A 16,512-nucleotide genomic window follows, 5' to 3' on the forward strand; every position below is an offset into this window, starting at 1 on the left:
CCTCGAGTGAGCGTGATCAGGCGGTGCAGCCCGCCGGGGTGGGCCGGGACGCGTCGTGGATGAGTGCCTCCTGGGCGGCCCTCACCCGCTCGACGTCCGGCTTGAGCACCTTGCGGTCGTACGTCGTCAGGCCGTTCAGCTCGCCCTCGACGTCCGAGATCTGGGTGTAGACGGCGCCGTTGCTGCCCCGGCAGACCAGGGCGCGCACCTCGTCGAGCTTGGTGAGGTAGTCGTCCGTGTACGTCTGCGGGTCGACGTCGACGTACGACTGCTGCACGGACCAGGCATGGCCGGGCACCGCCAGGCCGAGGCCGCCGTACTCGCCGGTGACCAGGGCGCGTTCACCGTCCGGGGACGGCGGCAGGGCGGGGCTCGGATAGCCGTGCTCGTCCATGATGTCGCCGGCGCCGCCGTCGGCCCCGAGGTTCAGGCCCGACTGGTTGTTGACGAGCCGGGTCGGGTCCCAGGCCTTGGCCTGCGCCGCGACGCGGCCGATGTCGTACTGGCCCCAGCCCTCGTTGAAGGTGACCCACATGACGATCGACGGGTGGCTGACGTGTTCGTCGATCATCTCCTTCATCTCCCGCTCGTACTCGGCGCGGGCGGCGGTGGACGGGTTCTTCCCGGCGGTCATCGCGGGCATGTCCTGCCACACCATCAGGCCCAGCTTGTCGGCCCAGTAGAACCAGCGGTCCGGCTCGACCTTGATGTGCTTGCGCACCGAGTTGAAGCCGAGCTGCTTGTGCAGCCTGAGGTCGTACGCGAGGGCCTCGTCGGTGGGCGCGGTGTGCAGTCCGTCCGGCCAGAAACCCTGGTCGAGGGTGGCCATCAGGAAGGTCGGCTTCCCGTTGAGCATGGTGCGCGGGACGCCGTTCACCTTCTCGACGGCGATGGAGCGCATCCCGAAGTAGCTGTCGACCTGGTCGCGTCCGACGGTGACCTTGAGGTCGTAGAGGAACGGGTCGTCGGGCGACCACAGGCGCGGGTCGCGGATCTTCAGGGTCAGCGGCTCACCGGTGCGGCCGCTCACCGTGGCGACCTTGCGGTGCCCGGCGTACGCCGTGGCCTTGACCCGCACGCCGTCGCGCACGCCCTTCGGCTCGACGGTGAGCGTGCTCGCCGCGCCGTCGACGTGCGGGGTGAGCTTCAGGGAGTCTACGTGGTCCCGGGCGACCGGCTCCATCCAGACGGTCTGCCAGATGCCGGAGCTGGGCGTGTACCAGATGCCGCTCGGGTCCAGGCGCTGCTTGCCGAGCGGCGGGTTCTCGCCCTCCGCCGCGTCGGTCGGGTCGTAGACGCCGACGATCAGCTCCTGGGTGCGGCCGGGCTTGAGGGCCTCGGTGACGTCGGCGCTGAACTTGTCGTAACCGCCCTTGTGGTCGGCGACCTTGGTGCCGTTGACGTACACCTCGGACTGCCAGTCGACGGCGCCGAAGTTCAGCTGCAGCCGCTGGGAGGAGCCGATGTGCCAGTCGCGGGGCACGGTGAAGGTGCGGCGGTACCACATGCGGTCCTCGTGCCGCTGGATGCCGGAGAGCTGGGACTCCACCGGGTACGGGACGAGGATGCGCTCCTTCAGGTTCTCGCCGACCGGCGGCTGCTCACCCGCCTCGGCGGCGGCGAACTGCCAGCGGCCGTTGAGGTTCTGCCACTCGTCTCGGGTCAGCTGCGGGCGCGGGTACTCCGGGAGGGCGTTGTCCGGCCCGACCTCGTCGGCCCAGTCGGTGCGCAGCTCGTAGGTCGAGTCGTTGCCGCCGCTGCTCCAGAAGGCGTTGACAACGTTGCCTTCTGTGTCGGTAAGGCCGCCTTCGCCGTCGTAGCGGACGTCGGCGGCGCCGGGGGCGTCGCCGTTCTTGTTGCCGACGACGGGCTGGTCGAGGGCGACGAGCAGGGCGCTGGGGTCGGCGGGGTCCAGCTTGGTCTCGCCGAGCGGCCACGTGGCGCCGCCGATCACCGCTTCGAGGTGGTCGGTGAGACCGGCCGGGGGTGCGGCCAGCGGGCTCGCGAAGTCGAGCTTGAGGGTGCGGCCCGTGGACTGGACGGTGGTCGCCGTCGCACCGTTGTAGTCGAAGCCGTCGGGCAGGCGGAACGCCGACTGCGGGATCGCCTCCTTGCTGCCGCCGGGCTCGGTCCAGCGCAGGTGGAGGTTGGAGCCGCCGTAGTGCTCGAAGTACTCCAGCTTGATGTCGTAGGACTGGCCGGCCGTCAGCTCGATGGGCTGGGCGGTCTGTTCGCGGTCCCAGTCGTCGACCCAGTGGTCGATGGCGAGCTGTCCGCCGACCCAGAGGCGGAAGCCGTTGTCGCCGATGATCGAGAAGGTGTGGGCGCCGGTCTTCTCCGGGACGAGCTTGCCGGTCCAGCGGACGTTCACGTCGTCCGACTGCCCGGTGGCGAAGGCGAGTCGCGGCTCCAGGGTGTTGAAGTCGACCTGCGGGTCGAAGCCGGTGGCCTTGAGCTCGTGGAAGTCGAAGGCGCCGGGGGCGGACTGGGTGTAGTACTCGCCCTTCAGGCCGTGGATCTCCGCGGTGTCGTCGGCGGCGGACGCGTTGGCGGCCGGCACGGCGGCGAGTCCCGCGACGCCGAGCGCGGCGGCCAGCAACAGGGCGAGTCTGTCTCTGAGTCGTTTGGTGCGCACTGACCCTCTCCTCGAGAACGGGTGGTGGCTGATGGCTCAGGACATCGATGTCATACATCGATGTAACGGCAGCGGTGCAGAGGCATGACAACACGGATTCCGCTTGACGTCCAGGGACATGACAACGGCCCCGGGATCAACGCGCGTATCACGGGTGTCGCGCGCTCCCGGGGCCGCCGTCCGCCCGGCCGGCCGTGTCTCACGGCACCCGCTGCCCCTTGCCCAGCGCGATCACGCCGCCCTTGGAGACCGTGTACAACTCGCCGTCCCGCTGCGGGTTGACGCCGATCGTCGCGCCCGGCGGCACCTGGACGTTCTTGTCCAGCACCGCTCCGCGCACCACCGCGCCCCGGCCGATGTGCACGTTGTCGTGCAGCACCGAGCCCTGCACGACCGCGCCCGGGTCGACCACCACCCCCGGGGAGAGCACGGACCGGGTGACCTGACCCCGGATCAGGCAGCCCGCGCTGATGATCGACTCGCTGGCGATGCCGCCGGCGTTGAAGCGGGCGGGCGAGAGCTGGGTGGAGTGGGTGTAGACCGGCCAGTCGCGGTTGTAGAGGTTGAACGCGGGCCGCTCGGCGATGAGGTCCATGTGGGCGTCGTAGTAGGCGTCCAGGGTGCCCACGTCCCGCCAGTAACCCTGGTCCCGGGAGGTCTCCCCCGGCACGTGGTTGGCGCTGAAGTCGTACAGCGCGGCCTCGCCCCGATCGGTGAGCCGGGGCAGGATCGAACCGCCCATGTCGTGCAGGGAGTTCGCGTCCTCGGCGTCCCGGTGCAGGGCCTCCACGAGGGCCTTGGTGGTGAAGACGTAGTTGCCCATCGACGCGAAGACGCACCCGGGGTCGTCGGCCAGGCCGGGAGGGTCGGCGGGCTTCTCCAGGAATCCTGTGACGGTCTGCCCGTCCGAGCCGGGCGTGATCACGCCGAAGGACGGCGACTCGGCGCGCGGGACCCGTATCCCGGCGACGGTGACGCCCGCCCCGGACTCGATGTGCTGGGCGAGCATCTGGCGCGGGTCCATCCGGTACACGTGGTCGGCGCCGAACACCGCGACGTACTCGGGCTGTTCGTCGTGCACCAGGTTCAGGGACTGCAGGATCGCGTCGGCGCTGCCGAGAAACCAGCGCGGGCCGAGGCGCTGCTGGGCGGGGACCGGGGTGACGTAGTTGCCGAGCAGGCTGGACATCCGCCAGGTGGTGGTGATGTGCCGGTCCAGGGAGTGCGACTTGTACTGCGTCAGGACGCAGATCCGCAGGATGTCCCCGTTGACCAGGTTGGACAGCACGAAGTCGACGAGCCGGTAGGTGCCGCCGAAGGTGACCGCGGGTTTGGCGCGGTCCGCGGTCAGGGGCATCAGGCGCTTGCCCTCTCCGCCCGCCAGCACGATGCCGAGCACCGAAGGACCTCCACGACGCATGGCCGCTCCCCTCACCCTCGTTCACCCTCGGCCGCCCCGGGCGGGGCGGCTCAAGCCCGCTTGAGGATCTCCTCGTAGAGCCGGACCGTGCGGCGCGCGACCGCGTCCCAGCCGAACTCCTCCACCGCGCGCTCCCGGCCCGCCTCGCCCATCCGCCGGGCGGCCGCCGGATCGCCGAGGACGGAGTCCAGGGCGCGCGCGAGACCCGTCTCGAAGGCGTCGTCCGCACCGTCCTCCCTCGGGACGAGTACCCCCGTCACGCCGTCGGCCACGACCTCGGGGATGCCGCCCACCCGGGAGGCCACCACCGGGGTGCCGCAGGCCATCGCCTCCAGGTTGACGATGCCGAGGGGCTCGTAGACGGAAGGGCAGACGAAGACGGCCGCGTGGGTCAGGAGCTGGATCACCTCGGGGCGCGGCAGCATGCGCGGGATCCAGTGCACGCCCTCGCGGGCGCGGCCGAGTTCGGCGAAGCGCTCGCGGAACTCCTGGTCGATCTCGGGGGTGTCCGGGGCGCCCGCACACAGCACCACCTGAGCGGCCGGTTCGATGTCCCGTACCGCGCGCAGCAGATGGGGCACGCCCTTCTGACGGGTGATGCGGCCGACGAAGAGGACGTACGGGCGGGAGCGGTCCAGGCCGATCCTCTCCAGCACGTCGGTGCCGTGGTCGGGCCGGTAGAGCCGGGTGTCGATGCCGTTGTGCAGGACGTGGACCCGGGAGGCGTCGAGGTCCGGGTAGCAGCCGAGGATGTCCTCGCGCATGGCGCCGGAGACGGCGACCACGGCGTCGGCCGCCTCGAACGCGGTGCGCTCGGCCCAGCCGGACAGCGCGTAGCCGCCGCCGAGCTGCTCGGCCTTCCAGGGACGCAGGGGCTCCAGGGAGTGGGCCGTCACCACGTGCGGGACGCCGTACAGGAGCTTGGCGAGGTGGCCGCCCAGGTTGGCGTACCAGGTGTGGGAGTGCACCAGTTCGCGCCCTTCGAGGGCGGCGGTCATGGCGAGGTCCACGGAGAAGGTGCGCAGCGCGTCGTTGGCGCCGTCGAGCGCGGACCAGGGGCGGTGGCGCAGCACGCCGTCGCTGCGGCCCTCGCCCCAGCTGTGCACGTCCAGGTCGACGAGGCGGGCGAGCTCCCGGGCGAGGAACTCGACGTGGACTCCGGCACCGCCGTAGACGTCCGGCGGGAACTCACGGGTCAGCAGTCCCACGCGCACCCGGAACCTCCCGTCTCGGCGGCTGGTTCCCTCATGGTCACCCAGAGCGGGCGCCTGGGGAAGAGCGCGGGGGGCGCGGGGAGTTGCCGGGCTCCGGCGGGCGCGGGGAACGGGTGGGCCCCGGCGGACTCGGGAAGCAGCAGTCGCCGCAGACGCCCCCGCCGGGCACCCGGTAGTACAGGCAGCAGCTGCGGCGCCGGAAGGACGTGCCGGTGAGCGTCCCCGCGCCGGCGAGCAGTGGGTGGGCCAGCAGACCCGCGGTGAGCGACCGGGCGCGGGCGGCGGTGTCCGTACGGCCGTGTCGGCGGGCCCAGCGGTCCAGTTCCCGGCCGGCGCCGGCCAGGGCGGAGGCCGTGTTGCCGCGCAGCAGTCCGGTCGCGACGCCGTACCGGGTGTGCACGGCCTCGGTGAGGGGCGCCAGGTGGGTGGTGAGGACGACGTCCGCGACGGTGGCGCCGTCCCCCGGCTGGGCGCGCACCTCGGTGAGCCACAGGTCGTCGGGTGCGGTGGCCTCGGGGTCCCAGTGCAGCAGGCGCGGATCGAGATCCGGGACGTGTCCGTACAGGACGGCGCAGGCCAGGGTCACCGACCACAGGCGGGCCGCGAGTCCCTGCTGGGCCACGGAGGCGGCGACCCGGGCCTCGGGGGCGCCGAGCGCGGTGGCGACCTTGCGGACGCGACGGCCCAGCGGGTCGGACCAGTCAAACGGAACCTGAACGTCCGCCATCGCGTCTCCGTATTCGGTGTAACCGGGGCACTCGGACGCGTAGACGTGTGCGAGGGGCGAGAGGGCGGCGGGCCGCCGTGACGGCGCGGTCCGCGAGACGCGCAGGACCGAGAAGCCGCCGAGCGGGCGGAGGGCGGAGAGGGCGGGGTCGAGGTCCACGGAGAGCAGTAGTATCAGGGCCCTTAGGGGACGGGGCCAGGGGTCGGGGTCGGAAGTCGCCCACCCTGGGGAGGACGGCGGCGCCGTCGTACTCCATCGGTAGTAGGACCCAAAGAATGCTCAGGGACGACGACGGGAAGACCCTGAGACGGCATCGTGTTGTCCATGGATGACGACCGTTCGCCGCGCCGGGCCCAGTGCCCCCGCCTCACGCAGAGGAGCAGCCGATGAGCGCCCTCGCGTTGTCCGTGCTGCTGTCGCTCGTATCCGCGGTGGCCTACGCGGGCGGAGCGATCGTGCAGGAGCAGGTCGCGGCGTCGTCCCCGGGTGCTCAGTACGCTCCTCTGCGCCGGCCCGCCTGGTGGGCGGCGGTCTCGCTCAACGGCCTGGGCGGTCTGCTGCACGTGGTCGCCCTCGCGCTCGGTCCGCTGAGTCTGGTGCAGCCGCTGGGAGCGCTCACCATCGTCTTCGCGCTGCCCATGGCGGCGCTCTTCGTGGGCCGCAGGGCCGGTGCGACGGCCTGGCGTGGCGCGCTGATGGCCACGGCGGGTCTCGCCGGTCTGCTGTCCCTGGTCGGCGCCTCCGACGCGCAGTCGCTGGACACGGCGCAGCGGGTCGGGGCGGCTCTGGTCACCGGTGGCGCGGTCGTCGCGCTGATGATCGCCGGCCGGGCCGCGCACCGGCACCCGGCGGTCCGCAGCATCCTGCTGGCGACCGCGTCCGGCATAGCGTTCGGAATGTCCTCGGTCTTCACCAAGACGGTCGCGGTCGACTGGAACGGCGGGGTGTCCGCCGGTGATCTGCCGTCGCTGGCCGTGATCGGCGTACTCGCCACGGCCGGCATGGTGCTGTCGCAGGCCTCCTACCGGGGCGCCGGTCTCGCCGCCCCACTGGCCACGCTGACGGTCGTGAACCCGGTGGTGGCCGCCGTCGTCGGCATCACGATGTTCAACGAGACGTTCCGTCACGGCACGACCGGCACCGTGCTCGCGCTGAGCTGCGGTGTGGTGGCCGCCGGTGGACTGATCATGCTGACGACGGAGCGCATCGCGCGGGAGGGCGCCGGTACGGACGGGTCCCCGGCCCTGGCCGCGGACACCGTGGCACTCCTGGAGGCCGGAGCGGCAACGACCGGGACCCCGGCACCCGGGCCGGTGCAGGTGGCCGGACCGGTGCAGGCTCCCGGGCCGGCGCAGGCGGCTGGACCGGTGCAGGCACCCGTACCGGCCGAGGACGCCCCGGTCCGGGAGCCGGTGGCAGCCGTACCGCAGGTGGCCCGGCTGTCCGACAAGGTCTTCGTGCCGTCACCGGTGGCACAGCCGGTGACGGACCTCGCCCCCGCCGAGGAGGCGTACGAAGCACGGATACCGGAGGAGAGCGACGACAACACGACGCTCTCCTACGGCCCCTTCTACGGCGGCCCGTTCATCCCGCCGCCCGTGCTCGGCCCCCGCCGGGTCCGGATCAGATCCTGACGCCGCCGGCCCGCAGGTACGCCACCGGGTCGACGTCCGAGCCGAAGCCGGGCCCCGTCCGCACCTCGAAGTGCAGATGCGGGCCCGTGACATTGCCCGTGGAGCCGGAGCGGCCGAGGCGCTGACCGACGCCCACCGACTGACCGTTCCTCACGGAGATCGCCGAGAGGTGCGCGTACTGGGAGTATCGGCCGTCCCCGTGCCGGATCACCACCTGGTAGCCGTACGAACCGCCCCACCCCGCGCTGACCACCCGGCCGTCCGCGACCGACTTGACGGAGGTGCCGGTGGGGACGGGGAAGTCGACGCCCGTGTGGTAGCCCTTGGACCAGGAGGAGCCCGACTGGTGGTAGGGCGTGCCGGTGGCGGCGTCGACGGGGGCCACGACGGCTCGGTGGGCGGTGGCCTTGCCGGCCGCCCTGGCCTTGCCGCTGTCGGCGGACGACTCCTTCGGCGCCTTCCGCTGCTCCTGGTGCTTCTGCTCCTGCCCCTTCTGTTCCTGCCGCTTCCGTTCCTTCGGCTCGTGCTTCGGCTTCTGCTTCTGCTCTTTCCGCTGCTGCTTCTGCTGCTTGTCCTGCTGTTTCTGCCGCTGCTCGTCCTGCTGCGTCCGCTGCTGCCTGCCCTGCGGTCTTCCCGCCTCGGGGCCGGGCGCCTTGGTGGTCCCCTGACCGCGCAGTGACAGGCGCTGGCCGGGCAGGATCAGGTCGGGATCGGAGCCGATCGCGCTGCGGTTGGTCTCGTACAGGCGCTGCCAGCCGCCGCGGACCTCGTGCGTGTCGGCGATGCCGGAGAGGGTGTCGCCGGTGACCACCGTGTACATCTTCGCCTTGCCCGCCCGGGACTGCGGGGTGGTCTGCGGCTGGATGTCCTTCACCGAGCCCGACTTCTTCTGCGCGGGCGCCGCGGACCCGGCCGGCCGGATGTCGGGCGGCTCGCCGCCCCGGGTCAGTCCGGCCCGCTCCGAGCACACCGGCCAGGCGCCTGGGCCCTGCGTGTCCAGCACCTTCTCGGCGACGGCGATCTGCTGTTCCCTGGAGGCCAGGTCGGCGCGCGGGGCGTACCGCGTGCCGCCGAAGGCTTCCCAGGTGGACTGGGTGAACTGCAACCCGCCGTAGTAGCCGTTGCCGGTGTTGATGTCCCAGTCGTCGGTGGACTCGCAGGCGGCGACCTTGTCCCAGGTCTCCACGTCGGCCGCGTGGGCCGTGCCGGTGCCGACGAGGGGAAGGGCCAGTCCCGCACCCCCCGCGGTGACGGTCAGTGAGGCGCGGTTGATCCTGTTCGGCTGATACCGGCGGTGCCGGCCGCGTACGGCCATGGAGGTCCCCCTCGACATTGCGTCAGGAGGGGCAAAAGTAAGCGCCGCGAACAGGCCATGACAAGACGGCAACCGGCCGGTTGGTCACCCCGAGTGGCCGGGAACGGGCGGCCGTTGGCCGGATGACGGGTCGGCCCACTGAGGCGCCCGGCCCGTTCCGCGCGTACTGAAGTCCCGGGGGAGGACGGGAAGCAGAAAGTGCGACGCGCGTCCCGGCACGTCAGCATGGTCGAGCGGCGAAACCGGCGATACTGGCGGGCACCGGCACCAACTGCACGGGGCACCACGTACACAGGGCAACACCTACACAGGCACCACGGACACCAAGGTCACTAGGAGCCAACCCAATGAGTACTACAGCGCAGATCGGCGTCACAGGTCTCGCGGTCATGGGCCGCAACCTCGCCCGCAACTTCGCCCGCAACGGCTACACGGTCGCGGTGCACAACCGGACCGCGTCGCGCACGCACGCGCTGGTGGAGGAGTTCGGGAGCGAGGGCGACTTCGTCGCGACCGAGACCGCCAAGGAGTTCGTGGCCGCGCTGGAGCGCCCGCGACGTCTGGTGATCATGGTGAAGGCCGGAGACCCGACCGACGCGGTGATCCGGGAGTTCGCCCCGCTCCTGGAGCCCGGAGACATGATCATCGACGGGGGCAACGCACACTTCGCGGACACCCGGCGCCGGGAGCGCGAACTGCGCGAGCAGGGCATCCACTTCGTGGGCACCGGCATCTCCGGCGGCGAGGAGGGCGCGCTGCACGGGCCGAGCATCATGCCGGGTGGCTCGAAGGAGTCGTACGAGTCGCTGGGCCCGATGCTGGAGAAGATCTCGGCGAAGGCCGCGGACGAGGCGCCCTGTGTGACCCACGTCGGTCCCGACGGCGCCGGGCACTTCGTCAAGATGGTGCACAACGGCATCGAGTACGCCGACATGCAGCTGATCGGCGAGGCGTACCAGCTGCTGCGCGACGTCGCCGGGTACTCCCCCGCGCAGATCGCGGAGATCTTCCGCACCTGGAACACCGGCCGCCTGGACTCGTACCTGATCGAGATCACGGCGGAGGTGCTGTCGCACGTGGACGGGGCGACGGGCAAGCCCTTCGTGGACGTGGTGGTCGACCAGGCCGAGCAGAAGGGCACCGGCCGCTGGACGGTGCAGATCGCGCTGGACCTGGGTGTGCCGGTGTCGGGCATCGCGGAGGCCGTCTTCGCGCGTTCCCTGTCCGGGCACGCGGCACTGCGGGAGGCGTCGAGCGGCCTGGCGGGCCCGAAGGCGTCCCCGCTCGGCGAGTCGGAGGCGGCGGCCTTCGCCGACCGGGTGGAGCAGGCGCTGTACGCGTCGAAGATCGTGTCGTACACGCAGGGCTTCCACGAGATCGCCGCGGGCAGCGAGGAGTACGGCTGGGACATCGATCTCGGCGCGGTCTCCGCGATCTGGCGCGGCGGCTGCATCATCCGGGCGGCCTTCCTGGACCGCATCCGGGCCGCGTACGACGCCCGGTCCGACCTGCCGAGCCTGCTGTCGGACAAGACGTTCGCCCAGGAGATCGCCGCCGCGCAGGACGACTGGCGCGAGGTCCTGGTCGCCGCGACCCGGCAGGGCGTGCCGACGCCGGGCTTCGCCGCCGCCCTCGCCTACTACGACGCCCTGCGCGCCGAGCGGCTCCCCGCCGCCCTGACCCAGGGGCAGCGGGACTTCTTCGGGGCGCACACGTACCGCAGGACGGACCGGGACGGCGCGTTCCACACGCTGTGGGGCGGGGACCGGTCGGAGGTCACCGCGTAGCCCCTTGCCCGGTGCCCGCCTCGCCCCTGGGCTCAGGTGAGCGGCGGCCCCGGCTCCGGGTTGGGCACCGGCTCGGGCCCCGGCGGGATCGGGGACGGCGAGGGCCCGGGAGGGTCGGGAGGCGGCTGCGGGCCGGGGCCGGGGGGCGGAGGGGTCGGCTGCGGGCCGGGCCCCGGAGGCTGGGGCGTGGGCTGCGGGCCGGGCCCCGGGGGCGGCGGCGGAGGGGTCGGCTCCGGACCGGGGGCCGGTGGTGAGGCCGGGTCCGGGTGCGGATGTGGTGGCTCCGGGTCCGGACCTGGAGCGGGTCCTGGAGTGGGCCCGGGCGGGACGGGATCCGGATACGGGTTCGTCATGGTGCTGTCCTCCGGCCAGTCGGTCGACGTCGGCTCTGTGGACTTGTCCCCCGCCTACCCGACGGCCGCCTCCCCACTCACTCCCCGGCAGGAACCCCGGGGTCCGGGTGGCCCAGTCCGCCCGGCCGGACCCGGCGGGCCGCGTGCGCCCCGGCGGCCAGTCCGGGCGCGGGGCTGGCCAGCACGGGGACGCGGGCCGTCGTCGACTCCCTGGCGGGCGCCATGGACGCCTGGGCCAGGACGATCACGTCGGCGCCGGTGGCGGAGTCGGCCGCCTCGACCACCCGTCGCAGGTAGTCCCCGACGTCGCCCGCCTCGAACCGCGGCCAGGCGCCGTCCACCAGCCGGGTCCGCACCTCCACGGGGCGGCCCGCGCGCTGTGCCTCCTCCTCGATCAGCGCCGCCGTCGGAGCGAGCGTGCTCTCCAGGGCGGCGAGGACGAGGACACGCGGACCGACGGCCACCGCGGCCGCGGCCATGGGCCGGTCCACGCGCAGCACCGGCACGCCGGCCACGGCGGCTGCCGCCTCGGCGACACCACCGATGGTCGAGCAGGTGCACAGCGCGGCGCGCGCCCCTTCCGACACCGCCCGCGTCAGCACGGCAGCGACGGATGCGGCCACCGCCTCGGGCCCGTCCCGCCGGGCCCGCTCCAGCAGCCCGGCGTCGACGTGATGCCGCAGTTCAAGGCCCGGATGCGCCGCGTCACGCAGCGCGTCGAAGACCGGAACGTGAACGGCCGAGGTGTGCAAGAGCGCCAGCACGCGCGTCCCCGTCCCTCTCTCTTGGTCCGCGGTCAGAACAGCTCGGGATGGGCCACGAGCCACTCCTTGGCGGCGCGCAGCAGCTCCGGGGCGGCGGCGGGCGCCTCGTCCGGGTGGCGCTCGGCCCACTTCACGACGTACGGGCACAGCGGGGCGACGGTGACGCCCTCCCGCCGTGCGATCCCGTACAGCTCACGCGCCAGGGAACCGGCGATGCCGTGGCCTTCGTGGGCCGGTTCGACGATCGTGTGGACGGGGACGAGGGCCCGCTCGGGGCCGTCGAGCTCGAAGTACTCGATGCGGCCGACGACCTCTCCGGCCGCCACCGCTTCCAGCCGCCCCGCCGCCCTGTCGTCACGGATCTCGATGTCACTCACGGCCACGCTCCTCGTCCCCGCGGGATCAGCAGGTCAGTACACCGGTACGTCAGGCCGACACGGCCTGAGGGCTGCGTCGCTGGTCCGAGCCCGGTACCGGCTCGGACGCGTCGGCGCCCAGGGCGACGATACGGTTGTCGCCGTCCACGTGCACGACCCGGGGCCGCAACGACCGTGCCTCGGCGTCGTCGACCTGGGCGTAGCTGATGAGGATCACCAGGTCACCGGGGTGCACGAGGTGCGCCGCGGCCCCGTTGATCCCGATCACCCCGGACCCGCGCTCCCCCTCGATGACGTACGTCTCCAGCCGGGCCCCGTTGGTGATGTCCACGATGTGCACCAGCTCACCGGGCAGCAGATCCGCGGCGTCCAGCAGCTCGGCGTCGATGGTCACCGAGCCGACGTAGTGCAGGTCGGCCTGGGTGACGGTGGCACGGTGGATCTTGGACTTGAACATGGTGCGGAACATCGGGGCACTCCCAAAAGTAGGCTCCCTGCCCGCGTTCTCGCAGGTCAAGGGCTATTTCGACACCCTACAACGAGTCGCGTGTCCGGACAGCCGTCCCGCACTCTCCTCGGGACTCACGCTGCCCCCTCACAACCCACCGTGGCGCCGGCAGCCCAAGCCTACGCAGCGCCCCCGAAGGACGTCCGTGATCGCCGTCACGCCTGCCGCTGAACGGCGATCTTCGTCCGGCCTTCGTCGGACGGTCCGACAGCCAGCTCCATGAGGACGTCGGCGCGGGCGTAGTAGTCGGACACGGGGAGACGGTTGCGGGGGATTCTGACGAATCCCGCGTCCTCGTAGAGGTGGAGGGCGGGAGCCAGTTTGGTGTTCGTGCCGAGGAACAGCCGTGTCCCGCCGAGTGCCTTGGCGCGGTCGATCGCTGCGGCCATGAGCAGGCGGCCGATGCCGCGTCCTTGCGTGGCGGGCGCCACGGCCATCTTCGCCAGCTCGAACACATCGTCCGGATACGCCAGAAGCGCGACGCAGCCGACCACCGACCCACTGCCCGGCTCCTGGGCCACGAGTACGTCGCCGCCCGTGGCCACGATGCGGCCGAACGGATCACCGAGCACGGCTCGGTCCTCGTCCTCCAGGGTGAAGAGGCGCGAGATCCACTCCTCGTTCAGCGCTTGGAACGCTTCGGCGTCACTTTGTGTGGCGATCGAGGAGACCTCGATGGGGGCAGAGGCATACGACATGGGTGCGGACTCCCTTCCGGTGTCGCTTCCCACAGCGTCCGGCCATGCTCACCCATATGTCCAATACCAGCATCAGTGCCTATCAATAAGCTGCCCCTATGGATCGACGCATCGAGCTTCGCCATCTGCGGTACTTCCTGGCGCTGACCGAGGAACTGCACTTCGGCCGCGCCTCCCGTCGGCTGCACATCGCTCAGCCCGCGCTGTCCCAGCAGATCAGACAGCTCGAGACGATCGTCGGCGTCGAGCTGTTCCGGCGGACCTCTCGGAGCGTCCGCCTCACAGAGGCGGGGGCGGCGTTCCGGCCACGGGCTCAGAGTCTTCTGGACACGCTGGCCGCCGACCTCGACGAGGCCGGGCGCGTCGGCCGTGGCGAGGCCGGCCGCCTGGACGTCGCCTTCATCACCTCCGCCACCACCATGGTCGGCGAGCACCTCCGGGAGTTCTCCCGGCGCCGCCCCGAGGTCCAGGTCAAACTGCACGACGGCTTCACCACCGATGTCCTGGCGGCCCTGGAGCGCGGCACGGCCGACGTCGGAATCGTCCGGGATGCCGAGAAGCGGGACGACATCGACCTTTGGCTCCTGGCGTCGGAACGGTTCGTCGCCGTCGTCCCCGCAGATCACCCCGCTGCCGTGGGCGACCGGGTGGCAGCGCGAGCGCTGGCCGCCGACCCCCTGCTCCTCTTCCCGCGTTCAGCGGGACCCAAGGCGTTCGACACGAACACGCGGCCACTGCGGAACGCCGGCGTCGACGTCAAGGTCACCCAGGAGTGTTCGAACTGGCACACCATCGTCACGTTCGTCGCGGCCGGCCTCGGTGTCACTGTCGCTCCGTACAGCGTCACCACACTGCTTCCCTCGGGCGCCCGAAGGCTGGAACTCGACGAGCCGACCACGGTGAGCCAGGTCTTCATGGCCACCCGCCGAGGAGACGACCGCCCCCTCGTACAAGCCTTCATCGCGGCAACCGGCCAACGGCGGTGATCTCAGGTCGGATCCTGGCCCGCCCCGGAGTGGGCCGCCTCGGCGGTGGCCGGGGGTGTCCCGTGCGGAAGAGCGCCCTGCGCGAGCTGCTCCCGCACATCGCGCGGCACGCGCATGCCGTGACTGCGCAGATCGTCGATGAAGCGTGCGACGAGCGGATCCGGCTCCGTGGACGTCACCGCCACCAGTTGCCTGACCCACCGCGGAGAGAACGACCGCACTGCGCCGGGAAAGCCGTGGCTGACCGCGCTCACGGGACACACGGCGATTCCCAGTCCGGCGGCCGCGAGTTGCGGTGCCGTCGCGGTCACCGATGTCCTCATCACCGTCTGCGGGTGGACGCCCACGCGGGCCAGGGACTGGTCGAGCCAGGCGCTGAGGCCGTTGTCCGGTGTGAAGTGGACGAGCGGCGCGCCTTCGAGGTCCTCGAGGCGGACGGCCGGCCGCTCGGTCAGCGGATGGCCGACGGGCGCCGCCCATACGATCTCCTCCTCCGCGAGGGCGGTGATCGTGAAGCGGCCGGCCGAGGGCGCGGTCAGCACCGCTACGTCGACTTCGTCGGAGTCGACGAGGCCGAGCGCCTCGTCCATCGCCGTGGACTCGCGCAGCGTGATCGCGACCTCCGGGTATCGGTGATGCCACTGCCGAACGACGGCAGCGAGCAGCGGCACCGTGAGGCTCTGTGCGCAGACCAGTCGCAGGACACCGCCGGCCGCCTGGCCCGCTGCGCGCGCCGACCGAACCGCGGAGGCTGCCGCTTCGATCGCTCGTCTGGCGTCCGCTACGGCGGCACGCCCCGCGGAAGTGAGCTTGACCCCCCGAGGCTCGCGGCGAAGCAGAACCGTCCGGGTCTCGCGTTCCAACGAAGCGAGCTGATGGGAGACGGCGGGTTGCGACGAATGCAGCAACAGCGCGGCCTGTGTGATCGATCCGGAGTCCGCGACAGCGACGAGGCACTCCAGTGCCCGCAGAGAAGCCATCCATGAATTGTATGGCAAACCTTCAAAGCATGATTGCGATCGAGGGAAGCCATTCGGATCCCTGACTGCTCCAACCCACGAGACCTTCCCGCCGAGGGCGGCGAGGGGCTCACACAGAGCGAAGGAGAAGGAGAGGTCCATGGCACACGTATTCGTCACCGGCGGTTCCGGGTTCATCGGTCAGGTACTGGTACGGCGACTCCTCGGAGAGGGGCACACGGTAGGGGTTCTGGTTCGAAGCGAGGCTTCGGCTGCGAAGATCTCGGCGCTGGGCGCGGAGCCCGTGCGCGGCGAGTTGACCGACCCGCTCACGTGGCGGAACGACCTGAAGGGCCGCGACGTGGTGTTCCACCTCGCCGCCGAGACGGATATCACCGCTGATCGTGAACGCCATGAACTGGTGACCGTTCGGGGCACCCAGGCAGCGGTCGACGCTGCTCGCTACGCGCGGGTTCCACGCTTCGTCCACTGCGGGAGCGAGGCCGCGCTGCTCGCCGGTGCCCCGCTCGTGGACGTCGACGAGACGGCGCCGCTGCGGCCCGACTCGGAAGCCGCCTACAGTGCCACGAAGGCCATGGCAGAGAAGATCGTGCTCGACGCCAATACCCCGGACTTCGCCACGGTGTCGATTCGCCCGCGGTTCGTCTGGGGACCCGACAGCTTCCTCGTCGAGAGCCTGGTCGCGGCCGCGAAGGCGGGACAGTTCGCCTGGATCGACGGAGGCCGCCACACGACCGACATCACGTTCGTCGAGAACGCCGTGGAAGGACTCGTCCGCGGATGGCAGCGCGGCCGACCGGGGCAGGCCTACTTCGTCACTGACCGGCACCGTGTCACCCTCCGCGAGTTCCTGGGGGCCCAGTTCGAGATCTACGGCGTCGACGTCGACGTCCCCGACATGGACGCGGAGACCGCTTCCGGCCAGGTCCCCGTTCCCGCTCGGTGGTTCCTCGGGCAGGAGTGCACCCTGCGCACGGACAAGGCCGTGACGGAGCTCGGATACGAGCCCGTTGTCGCGCACGCCGCCGGCCTGGAGGCGGTCAGGGACTCGGTGGCCGTCGGCCGCGTCTGAACGCGTATCCATCGTCGGAATACGTGACCGCCCGCCGGGCAG

Annotated in this window: 14 protein-coding genes; 4 read left to right on the forward strand and 10 right to left on the reverse strand. The window is 71.6% G+C overall.

The window, feature by feature from the left end; all coding sequences use genetic code 11:
* Positions 1-16: 16 nt before the first annotated feature.
* From C4J65_RS01355 to C4J65_RS01370, 4 genes are all read right to left on the reverse strand, one after another.
* Complete coding sequence (locus C4J65_RS01355) at positions 17-2,635, reverse strand: PA14 domain-containing protein (RefSeq protein WP_115740678.1); 2,619 nt, start codon at positions 2,633-2,635, stop codon at positions 17-19.
* A gap of 199 nt (positions 2,636-2,834) precedes the next feature.
* Positions 2,835-4,055: a glucose-1-phosphate adenylyltransferase gene (gene glgC, locus C4J65_RS01360; protein ID WP_115740679.1), complete on the reverse strand. Its 1,221-nt coding sequence runs from the start codon at positions 4,053-4,055 to the stop codon at positions 2,835-2,837.
* 50 nt (positions 4,056-4,105) lie between these two features.
* Positions 4,106-5,269, reverse strand: a complete 1,164-nt coding sequence (gene glgA / locus C4J65_RS01365) for a glycogen synthase (protein ID WP_115740680.1) — start codon at positions 5,267-5,269, stop codon at positions 4,106-4,108.
* Positions 5,270-5,306: 37 nt separating this feature from the next.
* Positions 5,307-6,155 (reverse strand): (2Fe-2S)-binding protein, encoded by an 849-nt coding sequence (locus C4J65_RS01370; RefSeq protein ID WP_115740681.1) that lies wholly within the window; start codon positions 6,153-6,155, stop codon positions 5,307-5,309.
* A 227-nt stretch (positions 6,156-6,382) separates the two neighbouring features.
* Here C4J65_RS01370 and C4J65_RS01380 point away from each other — a divergent pair, with 227 nt between their 5' ends.
* On the forward strand, positions 6,383-7,630 hold the full coding sequence (locus C4J65_RS01380) for a DMT family transporter (RefSeq protein WP_115740683.1): 1,248 nt from the start codon (positions 6,383-6,385) through the stop codon (positions 7,628-7,630).
* Here C4J65_RS01380 and C4J65_RS01385 read toward each other — a convergent pair.
* Positions 7,620-8,945, reverse strand: coding sequence for a transglycosylase family protein (locus C4J65_RS01385; RefSeq protein WP_115740684.1), 1,326 nt, complete (start codon positions 8,943-8,945; stop codon positions 7,620-7,622). The two genes, C4J65_RS01380 and C4J65_RS01385, sit on opposite strands and share 11 nt — an antisense overlap.
* Before the next feature lie 347 nt (positions 8,946-9,292).
* Here C4J65_RS01385 and gndA point away from each other — a divergent pair, with 347 nt between their 5' ends.
* Positions 9,293-10,732 carry an NADP-dependent phosphogluconate dehydrogenase gene (gndA, locus tag C4J65_RS01390; RefSeq protein WP_115740685.1) on the forward strand — a complete coding sequence of 480 codons (1,440 nt, stop codon included), beginning with the start codon at positions 9,293-9,295 and terminating at the stop codon, positions 10,730-10,732.
* 430 nt (positions 10,733-11,162) lie between these two features.
* Here the strand turns inward: gndA and C4J65_RS01400 are convergent, their stop codons facing one another.
* From C4J65_RS01400 to C4J65_RS01415, 4 genes are all read right to left on the reverse strand, one after another.
* On the reverse strand, positions 11,163-11,849 hold the full coding sequence (locus C4J65_RS01400) for an aspartate/glutamate racemase family protein (RefSeq protein WP_115740687.1): 687 nt from the start codon (positions 11,847-11,849) through the stop codon (positions 11,163-11,165).
* A gap of 32 nt (positions 11,850-11,881) precedes the next feature.
* Positions 11,882-12,226, reverse strand: a complete 345-nt coding sequence (locus tag C4J65_RS01405; protein ID WP_162832965.1) for a GNAT family N-acetyltransferase — start codon at positions 12,224-12,226, stop codon at positions 11,882-11,884.
* A 49-nt stretch (positions 12,227-12,275) separates the two neighbouring features.
* Entirely contained in the window at positions 12,276-12,695 is a 420-nt protein-coding gene (gene panD, locus C4J65_RS01410) for an aspartate 1-decarboxylase (RefSeq protein ID WP_115740689.1), read from the reverse strand.
* Between the two features lie 194 nt (positions 12,696-12,889).
* Entirely contained in the window at positions 12,890-13,432 is a 543-nt protein-coding gene (locus C4J65_RS01415) for a GNAT family N-acetyltransferase (protein WP_115740690.1), read from the reverse strand.
* A 98-nt stretch (positions 13,433-13,530) separates the two neighbouring features.
* Between C4J65_RS01415 and C4J65_RS01420 the strand changes: the two genes are divergently transcribed.
* Complete coding sequence (locus C4J65_RS01420; protein WP_115740691.1) at positions 13,531-14,418, forward strand: LysR substrate-binding domain-containing protein; 888 nt, start codon at positions 13,531-13,533, stop codon at positions 14,416-14,418.
* A 2-nt stretch (positions 14,419-14,420) separates the two neighbouring features.
* Here the strand turns inward: C4J65_RS01420 and C4J65_RS01425 are convergent, their stop codons facing one another.
* Complete coding sequence (locus C4J65_RS01425; RefSeq protein ID WP_115740692.1) at positions 14,421-15,398, reverse strand: LysR family transcriptional regulator; 978 nt, start codon at positions 15,396-15,398, stop codon at positions 14,421-14,423.
* A 139-nt stretch (positions 15,399-15,537) separates the two neighbouring features.
* Here C4J65_RS01425 and C4J65_RS01430 point away from each other — a divergent pair, with 139 nt between their 5' ends.
* Positions 15,538-16,470, forward strand: a complete 933-nt coding sequence (locus tag C4J65_RS01430) for an NAD-dependent epimerase/dehydratase family protein (RefSeq protein ID WP_115740693.1) — start codon at positions 15,538-15,540, stop codon at positions 16,468-16,470.
* Positions 16,471-16,512 lie beyond the last annotated feature (42 nt).

Origin of the sequence: Streptomyces sp. CB09001, from assembly GCF_003369795.1 — a bacterium.
In the GTDB taxonomy this organism is placed as follows: domain Bacteria; phylum Actinomycetota; class Actinomycetes; order Streptomycetales; family Streptomycetaceae; genus Streptomyces.